The organism is Kocuria sp. LHG3120 (genome assembly GCF_049897445.1).
Classification (GTDB): Bacteria; Actinomycetota; Actinomycetes; order Actinomycetales; family Micrococcaceae; genus Kocuria; species Kocuria rosea.
Genome location: NZ_JAFCWG010000007.1, coordinates 53,135 through 66,141 on the forward strand (window position 1 = coordinate 53,135; position 13,007 = coordinate 66,141).

11 protein-coding genes are annotated in these 13,007 nt (G+C 74.3%); 1 reads left to right on the plus strand and 10 read right to left on the minus strand.

Annotated features, from left to right (window positions below; all coding sequences use genetic code 11):
- The first annotated feature begins 1 nt into the window (after position 1).
- The gene (locus ACP7CD_RS14115) at positions 2 to 1,228 is read left to right on the plus strand and encodes an NAD(P)/FAD-dependent oxidoreductase (RefSeq protein ID WP_426120461.1); all 1,227 of its coding nucleotides are present in this window, start codon (positions 2 to 4) and stop codon (positions 1,226 to 1,228) included.
- A 36-nt stretch (positions 1,229 to 1,264) separates the two neighbouring features.
- Here ACP7CD_RS14115 and ACP7CD_RS14120 read toward each other — a convergent pair whose 3' ends face one another.
- The 10 genes from ACP7CD_RS14120 to ACP7CD_RS14165 form a co-directional block, all read right to left on the minus strand.
- Positions 1,265 to 2,356 carry a hypothetical protein gene (locus tag ACP7CD_RS14120; RefSeq protein ID WP_426120462.1) on the minus strand — a complete coding sequence of 364 codons (1,092 nt, stop codon included), beginning with the start codon at positions 2,354 to 2,356 and terminating at the stop codon, positions 1,265 to 1,267.
- Between the two features lie 203 nt (positions 2,357 to 2,559).
- Positions 2,560 to 3,882 (minus strand): MFS transporter, encoded by a 1,323-nt coding sequence (locus tag ACP7CD_RS14125; RefSeq protein WP_095651204.1) that lies wholly within the window; start codon positions 3,880 to 3,882, stop codon positions 2,560 to 2,562.
- Positions 3,869 to 5,503 carry an ATP-binding cassette domain-containing protein gene (locus ACP7CD_RS14130; RefSeq protein WP_426120463.1) on the minus strand — a complete coding sequence of 545 codons (1,635 nt, stop codon included), beginning with the start codon at positions 5,501 to 5,503 and terminating at the stop codon, positions 3,869 to 3,871. Before ACP7CD_RS14130 ends, ACP7CD_RS14125 begins: the two co-directional genes overlap by 14 nt.
- Positions 5,496 to 6,338 carry an ABC transporter permease gene (locus ACP7CD_RS14135; RefSeq protein ID WP_095651206.1) on the minus strand — a complete coding sequence of 281 codons (843 nt, stop codon included), beginning with the start codon at positions 6,336 to 6,338 and terminating at the stop codon, positions 5,496 to 5,498. The genes ACP7CD_RS14130 and ACP7CD_RS14135 overlap by 8 nt, the downstream gene beginning before the upstream one ends.
- The gene (locus ACP7CD_RS14140) at positions 6,331 to 7,272 is read right to left on the minus strand and encodes an ABC transporter permease (RefSeq protein WP_095651207.1); all 942 of its coding nucleotides are present in this window, start codon (positions 7,270 to 7,272) and stop codon (positions 6,331 to 6,333) included. The genes ACP7CD_RS14135 and ACP7CD_RS14140 overlap by 8 nt, the downstream gene beginning before the upstream one ends.
- Before the next feature lie 43 nt (positions 7,273 to 7,315).
- Positions 7,316 to 8,737, minus strand: coding sequence for an ABC transporter substrate-binding protein (locus ACP7CD_RS14145; protein WP_290467576.1), 1,422 nt, complete (start codon positions 8,735 to 8,737; stop codon positions 7,316 to 7,318).
- Between the two features lie 346 nt (positions 8,738 to 9,083).
- The gene (locus tag ACP7CD_RS14150; protein ID WP_426120464.1) at positions 9,084 to 9,842 is read right to left on the minus strand and encodes an alpha/beta fold hydrolase; all 759 of its coding nucleotides are present in this window, start codon (positions 9,840 to 9,842) and stop codon (positions 9,084 to 9,086) included.
- Between the two features lie 82 nt (positions 9,843 to 9,924).
- On the minus strand, positions 9,925 to 11,148 hold the full coding sequence (locus ACP7CD_RS14155) for a PLP-dependent aminotransferase family protein (protein WP_426120465.1): 1,224 nt from the start codon (positions 11,146 to 11,148) through the stop codon (positions 9,925 to 9,927).
- Positions 11,145 to 12,212, minus strand: coding sequence for an agmatinase (speB, locus tag ACP7CD_RS14160; RefSeq protein WP_095651209.1), 1,068 nt, complete (start codon positions 12,210 to 12,212; stop codon positions 11,145 to 11,147). Before speB ends, ACP7CD_RS14155 begins: the two co-directional genes overlap by 4 nt.
- An 82-nt stretch (positions 12,213 to 12,294) precedes the next feature.
- Entirely contained in the window at positions 12,295 to 12,861 is a 567-nt protein-coding gene (locus tag ACP7CD_RS14165; protein WP_017834812.1) for a helix-turn-helix domain-containing protein, read from the minus strand.
- Positions 12,862 to 13,007: the final 146 nt, after the last annotated feature.

The window sequence follows — 13,007 nt, forward strand, 5'->3', positions numbered from 1 at the left end:
CGTGGACCACGACGTCGTCGTCGTCGGCGCCGGGCTCGCCGGCCTGCAGTGCGCCCACCTGCTCGAACGGCACGGACTGGACGTGGTGGTGCTGGAGGCCTCCGACGGCGTCGGGGGCCGGATCCGCACCGACACGGTCGACGGCTTCCGCTGCGATCGCGGGTTCCAGGTCCTCAACCCCGCCTACACCGAGCTGCGGCGCAGCGTGGACGTCGCGGCCCTGGGGATCCAGAAGTTCGACGCCGCCGCCGGGGTCCGCCGCGGCGACGGCATCGACGTCCTCGCCGACCCCCGCCGCGTCCCCTCCCGGCTGCCGGGGACGCTGCGCAGCCCGCTCGTGGAGCTGCGCCGGCTGCCCGCCCTGGCGGCCTGGCTCGCCCCGGGCCTGGACCCCCGCGCGCGGCGCCGGGAGCGGCGGGACCTGCCCTGGCACGAGTCCCTCGACGCCGCAGGAGTGCGGGGACCGCTGCGGGACCTGGTGCTCGAGCCGTTCCTGGCCGGCGTGATCCTCGAGGACGAGGGCCGCACCTCGGCCGCCTTCGTGCGCGAGCTCGTCGGCTGGTTCCTGCTCGGCACCCCCGGTCTGCCCTCCGGGGGCATGGGCGCGCTCCCGGCCTGGATCCACGACGGGCTCCGGTCCCCGGCCGTCCTCGGTGCCCGCGTGGACGCGGTGGAGCGCACCGGGAACGGGTGGACCGTGGGCGCCGGGGACGCCGCCTGGCGGGCGTCCTCCGTGGTCGTGGCCACCGAGGGCCCGGCCGCCGCCCGGCTCCTGGACCTGCCGGACACCCCCATGAAGGGCGAGGCGACCTGGTGGTTCGCGGCGGACGCCGCGCCCTCCGACCTCGGGTGCCTGGTCCTGCCGGGCGAGTCGACCGGCCCGCTCGTCGACACGGCCGTGGTCAGCAACGCCGCCCCCAGCTACGCCCCGGACGGCCGGGCGCTGATCCAGGCGACCGCCCTCCTGCCGCGGGGCGCCGAGCTCCCCGCCGAGGCCGACGTCCGCCGGCAGCTGGGCACGATCTGGTCCGCCGACGCCGCCGCCTGGGACCTGCTGACCGTGCACGAGGTGCGCCGGGCGCTGCCGGAGCAGCCGCCCGGGCTCGTGGCCGACCGGCCCGCCGCCCTCGGCGACGGCCTGTACGTGTGCGGCGACCACCGCACCGACGGCTCGACCCAGGGCGCCCTGCGCTCCGGGCGCCGCGCGGCCGAGGCCCTGTTGGCCTGAGCCCGCTGGTTGCGGGGGTGACCCGGCCACGCCGGGTCAGTCGTCGTAGGTGTCGGCGAGCCGGCGGCGCTGGTGCTCCCGGCGGCTGTAGGTGGCCTCGCGGATGGCCTCGTCGCTGTCGAAGTTCGAGCCCAGGGCGCCGGCCAGGGTGCCCAGCGACGCGGCGAGCCAGGACAGGTGCAGGTAGTCGAGGAGATCGACGGGATGGCCCAGCTGGGACTCGAGGTAGCCGGCCTCGATCACCGCCAGGCCCACGAGGAGCAGCATCGCCCACAGGAGCACGTACATCAGGGCCACGCTCAGCCACACGGTGATGACGGTGGAGGCGTTGTCCGACCGGGACCGCCAGGGTTCGCCGTCGTCCGCGGAACGGTTCCACAGGCCGTTGTGGAGGATGAGCCAGCCGCTGAGCGCGGCGGTGACCACCACGCTGATCGTGGCCAGCCGGACCGGGGACAGGACGTCGGACATGTTCCAGATGGAGGCGTAGAAGATGCCGAAGGCGCCGGTGGCGGCCGCGGCCGCCACGCAGCTGGCCAGGGCCGGCAGCAGGCGCCCGGGCTGGTTGCTCAGGATCATGCCGATCAGCAGCCGCAGCCGGTTCATCCGCCCGGGAAGCACGACGTAGGCCGCGCCTCCCGCCTCCCCGGAGGAGACCTTGCGCGCCGCCGCCCGTCCCAGGGCCCCGTGCACCGCGGACGGCGAAGGGGCGTCCTCGGCGCCGTCCCGGATCGCGCCGACCAGGGCGGCCAGCAGCCGGCAGGCCTTGCGGGAGAAGTGGTCAGCGCCCAGGCCCGGCAGCGAGACCAGCGCCGCGGCGTCGGCCGCGCCGACCTCGCAGAGCAGCGGTTCCCCGTCGTGGACGCGCGGCAGGTCCGTCAGGTACACCACGAAGTCCCACCCGTGCTCCTCGCGCAGCCGGCCGGCCTTGTCCAGCAGCGGGATGTTCCCCTCGGCCGTCAGGGGCAGGGTCTCGCGGCTGACCTCCACCGTCCAGGAGATCTCCGGGCCGGAGCGTTCCCGGCCGGAGCGTTCCGCGAGCGCCCGCGGCAGGTCCTCGGCCACCCGGCGGGCCACCTTCTCCGGCAACCCCGGATCAGCGAGAACCCCTACGGTCAGTGACTGCACATGGCCTCCTCCCCCGAGCCCACGGCACGTGGCGCCGCGGCCTCGGAGGCTGCCCCGCGGAGCAGCTCGACGTCGTCCCCCGAGCTTAGCCATCGGCAGACCGGCGACCGGACGGAACCAGTGGGGCGCCGGTGCGCGAGGTTCCCGCCGCCGTTGCGGAGCCCCGTCCCCTGCCGAGGAGCAGGCCCCGCGGCCGCCGGTCGTCAGCGGGTTCGTCGAGCCGGTGCCGTGGTGGAGGGCGCGTCGGCGGGCCGGGCGGTGCGGTGGCCGCGGAGCACGGTCGGCAGGCCCGCGGCGGCCAGGAGCGCGAGCACGACCAGAGGCGCCCAGGGGGTGCCGGGCCACCAGTGGTGCCGGTCGGTGAGATCGAGCAGCTGCCCGAGCACGGCGTTGCCGGCCAGCACGGTGATGCCGCCGCAGGTGGCGGCCAGCCCGTAGTAGGCGCCCCGCCCCGAGGTGGGTCCGTGCGCCGGGACGAACGACGGGATCAGGGACAGGATCGTGGGGGTCAGGAGCATGTGGCCCAGGATCAGGACGGCGACGGCGCCCATCAGCGGCGCCATCGAGCCGGAGGCGGTCCCGGGGTGCATCGAGGTCGCGGCGACCAGGGTGAACGCGCCGGCTTCGAGCACGAAGCCGACCGCCAGGGCGGCGCCGGGGCCCATGCGCAGACCGGCGGCGGAGACCGGCAGCTGCAGCAGCAGGGTCAGGACCGAGGCGAGCAGGAACAGCGCGCCGAGCCAGGCACCGTCGAGGCCTCGCCGGCCCAGCTCGACGGGCACGGCGAAGTAGAGCTGGTGGTAGGCCAGCATCTTCATCCCGGCCAGTGCGCAGAACGTCACGAAGCGCCGATCCCGCAGGCAGGCCCACCGGGGGCCGGCCGCGGAGGGCGCCGCGGCGGGCAACGCGGCGTCTCGGTCCGGCTGATGGTGGGCCGGTTCGGCCGGGAGCAGGTACCAGAGCAGGACCGTCACCGCGGTGAACACCCCGATCCCCAGGAACAGGGCCGCGTCGAATCCCCAGCCCAGGAGGAACGACCCCAGCACCGGGCCCAGGACGGCGCCGATCTCTCCGGTGATCGCCAGCCACACGAACACCGACCGCCGGCGGCCGGTCCGGCGGCCCGGGCCCTCCGTCCCCGCCGGCTGGTCGGCGTGGGAGAGCCGGGACTCCAGGGCGGGTGAGAACAGGGCGCCCCCGGCACCGGTGAGCACCGCGCCCAGGAGGAACAGGGCGAAGTCGGACGCCGCCGCCAGCGTGGCGTAGCCGACGATGCGCACCAGGCAGCCGGTGAGGACGGCCCGGCGGGCACCCCACCGGTCGGCCAGCATGCCGCCGATGAGGAACATGCCCTGTTGACTGAAGGTCCGGGCTCCCAGCACCAGTCCGATGGCCGCGGCGCCCAGGCCGTACTCGGTGCCCATGGCTCCGGCCAGGAAGGGCACCACGGCGTAGAAGCCGAGGTTGAACACCAGCTGCGCGCCCAGCAGGGTGCGCGTCTCGGCCCGGTGGTCACGGAAGGGCATCGAGCTGCTCCTCGGACAGGCGGTGGGTGTCCAGGATCGCGCACACCTGGGGCAGTGCCGCCGCCACCAGCTGCCTGCTGTGCTCGTGGCGCGGTCGGGCGAAGAGCTCGGAGGTCTCCGCGAGCTCGACCAGGCGGCCCCGGAAGAGCACCGCGACCCGGTGGCTCATGTAGCGGACGACGCTCAGGTCGTGGGAGATCATCACCAGCGACAGGCGCCGGTCCCGGTGCAGGCGCAGCAGCAGGTCCAGAACGGTGCGCTGGGTCACCGCGTCCAGGGCCGAGGTGGCCTCGTCGCAGATGAGCACCGCCGGTTCCAGCAGCAGTGCTCTGGCGATGGTGAGCCGCTGCAGCTGGCCTCCGGAGCACTGGCCGGGACGCCTGTCCAGCAGCTCCGGCTCCAGTCCCACCTCCCGCACCACCTCGTGGATGCTCGCACGCCGTTGCTCCGGCGTTCCGTTCCGGTGCCGCAGGAGGGGGGCCTCGAGGCTGGTGCCCAGCGGCATGCGGGGATCGAAGGAGTCGTGCGGGTCCTGGAAGACGAGCTGCACGTGCGAGGCCGCCGCGCCGGAGCCGGCGCGGTCGGCGCCCGGGGTGCTGGTGACCCGTCCGCTGTCCGGTGCCTCGAGTCCGACGACCAACCGGGCGAGCGTGCTCTTGCCGGAGCCAGACTGGCCCAGCACCCCGAGGATCTCGCCCTCCCGCAGGTCGAGGGACACCCGGTCCACCGCGGGACGGGCCTCCCGCCGCCTCGGCCCGAAGCGCTTGGTGAGGTCGTCCAGCACCACGAGGGGGCGCGCCCCGCCGGTGGCGGGCGGAGTCCCGGTGGGGGTGAGGGCAGATGCCTCCAGGAGGGCCTTCGTGCACGTGCTGCGCGGATCGTTGAGCACGGTGCCGGCCGGCCCGGACTCCTGCACGCGCCCGGCGTCCAGCACCACGACCCGGTCGGCGTAGGCGGACACGGTGGCCAGGTTGTGGGTGATGTAGAGGACCCCCAGCCCTCGGTCGCGCCGTTCGCGGTCGATCAGCTCCAGGATCTGCCGCTCGAGCACCGTGTCCAGGGCCGACGTCGGCTCGTCGGCCAGCAGCAGTCCGGGGCGACCGGCCAGGGCCAGGGCCACCATGGCCCGTTGGGCCATGCCGCCCGAGAGCTGGTGGGGACGTGCCCGGGCGCACCACCGAGGGTCCTCGAACCCCACTTCGGCCAGCAGTTCCAGCGTCCGTGCACGAGCCTGCGTGCCGCGGAGGCCGGCATGGAGCGTCAGCGGTTCCCGCAGGTGCTCGCCGACGGTCCGGCGGGGGTTGAACATGCGCTGGGGCTGCTGGTAGAGCATGCCGATCCGGCCGCCGCGCACACGGTTCAGCTCCGCTTCGCCGGCCCGGGCGAGGTCGGTGTCACCCAGCCGGATCGTCCCGGCGTCCCGGTGCACCTGCGGGGGCAGCAGGCCCAGGACGGACATGGCCGTCAGGGTCTTGCCCGACCCGGAGGCGCCCACCAGCGCCACGAACTCCCCCGGAGCCACGGTGAGGTCGACGCCGGACAGGAGGGGGCGGCCAGCGGCGCCGTCCGCGCCCGGCCGGTGGCTGAGGTGCAGGCCCTCGACGACGAGGCGCTCAGACATCGTGTTCCGTCCGCGACGATGCCGGCAGCAGCATGCGGGTGCTGCTCATGTGCGCCAGCCGTTGGCCGATCAGGGTCACGCACAGCGCAACGGTGAAGACCACCAGGCCCGGGGCGAGGACCGTCACCGGCGCCCGGACGGCGTACGGCTGGGCCGCGGCCAGCATCGCCCCCCAGTCCGACTGCGGCGGCTGCACCCCCAGCCCCAGGTAGGACAGGGCGCCGACGGTGATCAGGAACTGGCCGAACCGCAGGGCGGCCTGCCCGAGCAGGGGCCCGGACAGGTGCGGCAGGATGTGCCGGAGGACGACGAAGGACGGCGAGCACCCCAGGACACGCGCGGCCTCGACGAAGCCGCGGGCCGAGACGTCGTAGGCCAGTGCCCGGGCCAGCCGGGCGAAGGGCGTCCAGCCGGTCACGGTCAGGGCCAGGAGCAGGGACAGGGGGCCGGGACCCAGCACGGCGACCAGGAACAGGGCCACCACCATCTCCGGCAGCGCCAGCAGGACGTCGTTGGTCCGGGTGAGCAGCTCGTCCACCCACCCCCGGCGGCGGGCGCTCAGCACCCCGATCCCCGTGCCGATCGCAGCGGTCAGCACGGTGGCCACAGCTGCGGTCACCAGGGAGAACCGGCCGCCGTCGAGCAGCCGGCTCAGGGTGTCCCGGCCCAGGTGGTCCGTCCCCAGCCAGTGCGCCGGGCCGGGCGGGGCGAGCCGTGCCGTGAGGTCCTGGGCTGCCGGCGGGTACGGTGCGATCCAGGGCGAGAACACCACGGACAGCACGATCAGGGCCAGGAGCGCCGCCGCCGCCCGGACCAGGACGGGCCGGTCACGCATGACGCCCCCTGATCCGGGGGTTGAGGATGCCGTGCACCAGATCCGCCGCGGTCGTCAGGACGACCGCCAGTCCCACGACCACCACCACGCCGCCCTGGGCGAGGGGGATGTCGCTGTTGCGGACGGCGTCGAACAGCAGCCTCCCCATGCCGGGGATCGCGAAGACGACCTCCACGATGACGGACCCGCCCAGCAGACCGGCGAACCACACGGCCACCAGCGTGGTGAGGGGCAGCAGACCGTTGGGGAGCACGTGGCGCCAGACCGCCTGCGGGTGGCTGAGTCCCCGGGCCCGGGCGGCGACGACGTGCTCGGCGCCCAGCGCCTCGAGCATCCCCTCGCGCACCGCCGAGGTGAAGTAGCTGATGGGGCGCAGGGCCAGGACCGCCACCGGAAGGACCGCGGACGCGGGGCCCTCCCACCCGGCGGAGGGCAGCAGGGACAGCTGCAGCGCGAAGACCAGCACGAGCATCGGGGCCAGCCAGTACTCGGGCATCGCGATGAAGGCCTGGGTGACCGTGGTGATCACCCGGTCGGCCGGGCGCCCCTCCTGCAGGGCGGCCACGGCCCCCAGCACCACGGACACCGCGGCCGCCACCCCGAGGCTCACGACCACCAGGCTCACGGTGATCCACAGGGCGGGCAGCACCTGCTCGATCACCGGTGTCCGGCTGGCGTAGGACAGGCCCAGGTCACCGCCGGCGAGCCGGCCGAGCCAGCGCAGGTACTGCACCGCGAGGGGGTCCTGGAGTCCCAGCTCGAGCGCCAGCCCCTGGGCGGCGGCGTCGTCGACCACCTCCCCCGCCACCCGCGACCGGATGATCTTGCGCACCGGGTCCCCCGGGGTGACGTAGGGGATGAGGAACACCACGAAGGACGCCAGCAGGACGGTGACCCCCAGGGTCGCCGTCCTCCTGGCGAGGAACGCCGTCATCGACGCCCCCGCGCTCGCGGGGCTCTGCGGCTGCCGGTCGTGCTCACGAGCCGGACTTCGTCGTCTCCGCGCGCAGCACGTACCGGGACAGCGGGTCCTGGACGTAGTTCTGCAGGTCGGTGCGGACCGCGTCGATGGCCTGCTCGTTGACCAGCCAGACGTTCACGGCCTGGTCCTCGAGGATCTTCCCGGCCTGGGCGTACAGCTCGTAGCGCTGCTCGGCGTCGGCGGTCCCGGCGGCCCGGGCGATGAGCGCGTCGTAGTCCTCGTCGCAGAAGTGGCTGAGGTTGTAGCTGCCCTCGCACGTGTAGTCGGCGGTGAGGAACCCGATCGGGTCGGCGATGTCGATCAGGCGGTTGCGCTGGCTGAGCACCATGTCGTAGTCCCCGGACAGCAGGTCCGGCTCCACCGCGGCGTACTCCTTGGTCGTGATGGTGACGGGGACGCCGACGCTCTCCAGGTTCTCCTGGATGACGGTGGCCACGTCGGCGAACTCGGCCCGCTCCACGATCGCGATGATCTCCAGCGGCCGCTCGGCGGTGTAGCCGGCGGCGTCCAGGAGCTCCTTCGCCGCCGCCACGTCCTGCTGCGGCGTCTCGGCCTCCTCGCCCGCCCAGGGCTCGGACGAAGCGAAGGGCCCGGTGCTCGGCAGGGCCGCGCCCTCGTAGACGCTGCCGGCCAGGGCGTCGAGATCCAGTGCGGAGCGGACGGCCCTGCGGAAGTCGACGTCGTCGAACGGCGCCCTGCCGTTGTTCATGTACAGCGTCGCGGTCCGCGGGGACTCGGCCTTGAGGACCTCGACGCCGGGATCGGCCTCCAGCGCGGACAGGTTGGCGACGGGGATGGACAGGGAGACGTCGGCCTCGCCGGTCTGCACCTGCGTCGCCCGCGTCGCCCCGTCCGTGATGAACCGGACCTCGGCCCCGGCGAGCTGCACCGGTCCGCCCCAGTAGTCCTCGTTCCGGTCCAGGGTCAGTGACTGCTTGGGCTGCTCCGAGACCGGGGTGAACGGCCCGGTGCAGTGCCCGAACGGGTCCACCGCCCCGCCCTCGAAGGCGGCGGGGGCCAGCACGCCGGTGTTGACACCGGCCAGCCGGTAGGGAACCAGGGGGCTCTCCTCCGGAGTGGTGACCCGCACCGTGCGCTCGTCGACGGCCTCGACGCCGCTGACGACGGCCGGGCTGAAGGCCCGGGCCGGGACCTCCGCGTCCAGGACGTTCTGGAGCGAGGTCACCACCGCGTCGGCGGTGAGCGGGGTGCCGTCCTGGAACTGCACGCCGTCCCGCAGGGTGAAGTCCCACTCCGTGGGGGAGACCTGGTCCCACTCCGCGGCCAGGGCCGGGACGATCTCCCCCTGGACCTCGTCGTAGCGGGTCAGGGTCTCCAGGCAACCGGACAGGGACAGGATGTAGGCGGCGTCGCTCTCGAGGGCCCAGTCGGCCACCGGTGCACGGAAGTTGTCCACCACGATCCGCTGGCCGGTATCCGCCGCCTGCTCGCTCCCTCCGTCCCCGCCGCTGAAACCGCACCCGGACAACGTGAGAACGGCGACGGCACCCGTCGATGCCGCTACCCGGAAAACTGCGCGCACAGAACCACCTCAGGTCGACGTCCCTGGACAGAGCGCCCGCCGAGGACATGTGAATGATCGGGGAATCCCCCGGAGGAGAGGTTAGGCTACCCTCAGTCCCCGGTCCACTCGGCGGACCGGGATCGTCACGAACGGGACCGGATCCGGCGTCCGCCGCGGAGGTGCCGGTGCTCCGTCGGGGCCGTCCGCCCGACGGCGACGCCCCGTCGGGCCCGTTCCGTCAGGATCCCGGCCGGCGCCGTCTCGGGGCGAACGTGGCCGGCTTGTCGGCGGCGTGGAAGTCGGTGATCAGGCGCGCGCACAGCTGCGGCTTCTCGACCAGTACGCCGTGGGAGGCGTGCGGGACCACGGCCAGCTCCCCGTGGGGCAGAGCGCGGTACGCGGCCACGGCGTGCTCGAGCCGCACCTCGTCGTCGTCGCCGACGAGCACCAGGACGGGGAGGTCGAGGCCCGCCAGGTCCGCGTCCGTGAAGACCGGCCCCTCCTCGTGCATCCGCCGCAGCTTCGCCGCGACCTCGCCGTAGTGCTCGCGCCCGTCGGGGGAGACCTCCGCGTAGGCGTCGACCATGAAGGCCGGCACCTCCGCCTCGCCCGCCAGGACGCCGGGCTCCCACCCGTCGCGGTGGTGCACCCCCGCCGCCAGCACCAGGTCCCGGACCAGGTCGGGACGGCGCAGCGCCACGGTCAGGGCGACGACGGCGCCGTCGCTGTACCCCAGCAGGTGCACCGGGGCGCCGGCCTCCTCCTCGAGGAAGGCGATCGTGTCCTCGGCCATCGCCGCGTAGGAGAGCGGGCCCTCCCGGTCGGGGGTGCGGCCGTGCGCGCGCTGATCGGGGGTGATCACCCGGTACCGGCCGGCCAGTTCCGCGACCAGCGGGTCCAGGGCCCGGGAGTCCGTGCCCCCGGGGTGCAGCAGGACGAACCCCGGCCCGCTCCCCTGGGCGCGGGACCACAGTCCCCCGGCCCGCTCCTCGCTCATGCGGTCAGTATCGCCCCTCCCGGGGACACCGCACCAGCTCCGGGGGAGGCGCAGGGCCGGGGCGGCGCCGCGGCCCAGCAGGTCAGTCGCGCAGCATCTCCCCCACCCGCCGGACCCCTTCGGTGATGTCCTCCGGCGAGGCCGCGGAGTAGGCGAGGCGCAGGCTCGTGGAGGCGCGCCCGTCCGCGTAGCAGGCGCCGCCGGGCACCAGCACCACGCCGTGCCCGATGGCCCGGCCCAGGAGGTCCCCGTGGTCGAGGGCCGGGTCCAGGTCCAGCCACGTGAAGAAGCCGCCGGCGGGACGCGTCCAGCGCACCCTTTCGGGCATGAACCGCTCGAGGGCGGTCATCATGGCGGCGCAGCGCGCGCGGTACAGGTCCACCGCTCGGTCCAGGGCGGGCCGCCAGTGCTCGCTGGCCACGTACTCGGCGGCGAGCTCCTGGCCGAGCACGGACGGGTGGATGGTCACGGCCTCGGCCGCGATCTGCAGCCGGGCCCGCACCGCCGGCGCCGCCGCGATCCAGCCGACCCGCAGCCCGGGCGAGAAGATCTTGGAGAAGCTGCCCAGGTGGATCACGGTGCCCGGGTCCAGCGAGTACAGGGACGGGAGCCGGTGGGCGCGGTCGAAGCCGAGCAGCGCGTACGGGTCGTCCTCGAGGATGAGCACCCCGCGGTCGGCGCAGACCTCCACGAGCCGCCGGCGCCGCTCCTCGGTGAGGGTCACCCCGGTGGGGTTGTGGAAGTTCGGGATGGTGTAGACGAACTTCACGCTCCGGCCGGCGGCCCGCAGCCCGTCGATCCGCCCGGCGACCGCCTCGGGGTCCAGTCCGTCGTCGTCGACGTCCACGTGGGCGACCTCGACCTCGTAGCTGCCGAACACGCCGAGGGCCCCCACGTAGGTGGGGCCCTCGGCCACGACCACGTCCCCCGGGTCGCAGAACAGCTTGGTCACGAGGTCGAGACCCGCCTGGGACCCGGCGGTGATCTGGATCGTGTCCGGCGTGGTCTCCGCGCCCTGCAGGCGCATGAGCTCCACGACCAGCCCGGGCAGGCGCCCGATCCCGGCCCCGGAGCCGTACTGGAGCACCTCGGGGCCGCGCTCGGCGAGGATCCGCGCCGACATCGCGGCCACCACGTCGTGCGGGAGCACGCTCATGTCCGGGTTGCCGCCGGCCAGGGAGATGATCCCGGGGCGCATCGCGATCTCGAACACGGCCCGGACCGGGGAGGGGCGGAACCCCTCGGAGCGGTGGGCGAACAGCGAGGTGTGGTCGGGCCGGGGGGCCACGGCCGCGCCCCCGGTCACCGGCCCTCCCCCGCCGGGGCCTGCGCCGGGACGGCGTCCCCGTAGACGTGCCCGGCCAGCCCGTAGGCGGGTCCGCCCGGCGCCGCGCCGGGTCCCAGCGCGAGGAGGCTGATGAGCTCGTAGGCCACGTGGGCGGCCGCCACCCCGGTGATCTCGGCGTGGTCGTAGGCCGGGGCGACCTCGACGACGTCGCAGCCGACCACGTTCGTCCCGCGCAGCCCGCGCAGGATCTCGAGCACCTCCCGGCTGGTCATGCCGCCGGCCTCGGGGGTCCCGGTGCCGGGGGCGTGGGCCGGGTCCAGCACGTCGATGTCCAGCGAGACGTAGAGCGGGCGGTCGCCGACGCGCTCGCGCAGGTGCGCGACGACGGCGTCCACCCCCAGCCGCATGACGTCGGCGGAGGAGACGATGCCGAAGCCGAAGCGGGCGTCGTCGTCGAGGTCCTCGGTGCCGTAGAGCGGCCCGCGGGTGCCGACGTGGCACACGGCGTCCGTGTCGAGCAGGCCCTCCTCGAACGCCCGGCGGAAGGGGGTGCCGTGGGTGTACTCGGCGCCGAAGTAGGTGTCCCAGGTGTCCAGGTGGGCGTCGAAGTGCAGCAGCGCGACCTCGCCGTGGCGCGCGTGGGCGGCGCGCAGCAGCGGCAGGGCGATGGTGTGGTCGCCGCCGATCGCCACGAGCCGGGTGTCCTCGCCCATGAGCTCCTTGGCCTGGGCCTCGATGGAGGCGATCGCCTCGGGGATGTCGAAGGGGTTGGCCACGATGTCCCCGGCGTCGGCGACCTGCGCCCCGGCGAACGGCGAGACGTTCTGCGCGGGGTTGTAGGGGCGCAGCAGGCGCGAGGACTCCCGGACGTGGTTGGCCCCGAACCGGGCGCCGGGCCGGTAGGAGACGCCGGCGTCGAACGGCACGCCCACCACCGCGATGTCCGTGTGCTCGACCTCGTCCGTGCGCGGCAGGCGGGCGAACGTGCCCAGCCCCGCCCAGCGCGGGGTCAGGGCGGCGTTGACGGGTCCGACGACGGGGGCGCCGTCCGGGGTGGTGCCGGTGATGCGCTCGGGGTTCATGGTGTGCGGTCCTCTCGGTGGATGCTGACGGGGGTGCTGACGGGGGTGCCGGCGGGGGCGGCGGACGGGCCGGGCGGGGGGCTCACGAGCCGAGGATCCACAGCAGCACGGCGTCCTCGGTGCCGGGGTTCTCCCAGGTGTGCGGTTCGGAGCCGGGGAAGGTGACGGTGTCCCCGGCCGCCAGGTCGAAGGTGCGGTCCGGGACGTGCAGCCGGAACCGGCCGCTGATCAGGTGCAGCACCTCGGTCTCGCAGTCCATGCTGTACATCGCGTCCTCGCCCCGGCCCCCGGCGGCCACGCGGGCCCGGATGACCTGGACCTGGCGCTGGGCCGACGGCGTGACGAGCTGCTCCTCGATGCCCTCGCCGCCGAGGTCGATGTGCGGGGCGTCCTCGAGCCGGACCAGCTCCACGTCGGCGGGCCCGGCGAAGAGCGCGCCCACGTCGATCCGCAGCACCTGGCACATCCGCACCAGGGAGTCCACGGACGGGGAGGTGATGTCCCGCTCCACCCGGCTGACGAAGCCCTTGGTGAGGCCCGCGGCGGAGGCGAGCTGGTCGATGGTCATGTGGCTGCGCCGCCGGTGGTTGCGCAGCCGCGACCCCACGGCGGCAGTGTGCCCGGAGCTCTCGATGGGCAGTGCTTTCACGACGACGACGCCTCCTCCCGGACGGTTTTACCCGCCCGTCACGACCCGGACCCGTTCCCAAAACATGATCTGCATCATACTATGTGGGACAACTTTTGTTTCTTGTAGAGCAACCCCGTTCCGGGGAGGCTCCCGATCGACCCCGT

Bases quoted from the DNA above. Each gene is read 5' to 3' on its own strand.
- ACP7CD_RS14130 (WP_426120463.1), bottom strand. From the start codon at position 5,503: ATGTCTGAGCGCCTCGTCGTCGAGGGCCTGCACCTCAGCCACCGGCCG.
- ACP7CD_RS14135 (WP_095651206.1), bottom strand. From the start codon at position 6,338: ATGCGTGACCGGCCCGTCCTGGTCCGGGCGGCGGCGGCGCTCCTGGCC.
- ACP7CD_RS14140 (WP_095651207.1), bottom strand. From the start codon at position 7,272: ATGACGGCGTTCCTCGCCAGGAGGACGGCGACCCTGGGGGTCACCGTC.
- ACP7CD_RS14125 (WP_095651204.1), bottom strand. From the start codon at position 3,882: ATGCCCTTCCGTGACCACCGGGCCGAGACGCGCACCCTGCTGGGCGCG.
- ACP7CD_RS14150 (WP_426120464.1), bottom strand. From the start codon at position 9,842: ATGAGCGAGGAGCGGGCCGGGGGACTGTGGTCCCGCGCCCAGGGGAGC.
- speB (WP_095651209.1), bottom strand. From the start codon at position 12,212: ATGAACCCCGAGCGCATCACCGGCACCACCCCGGACGGCGCCCCCGTC.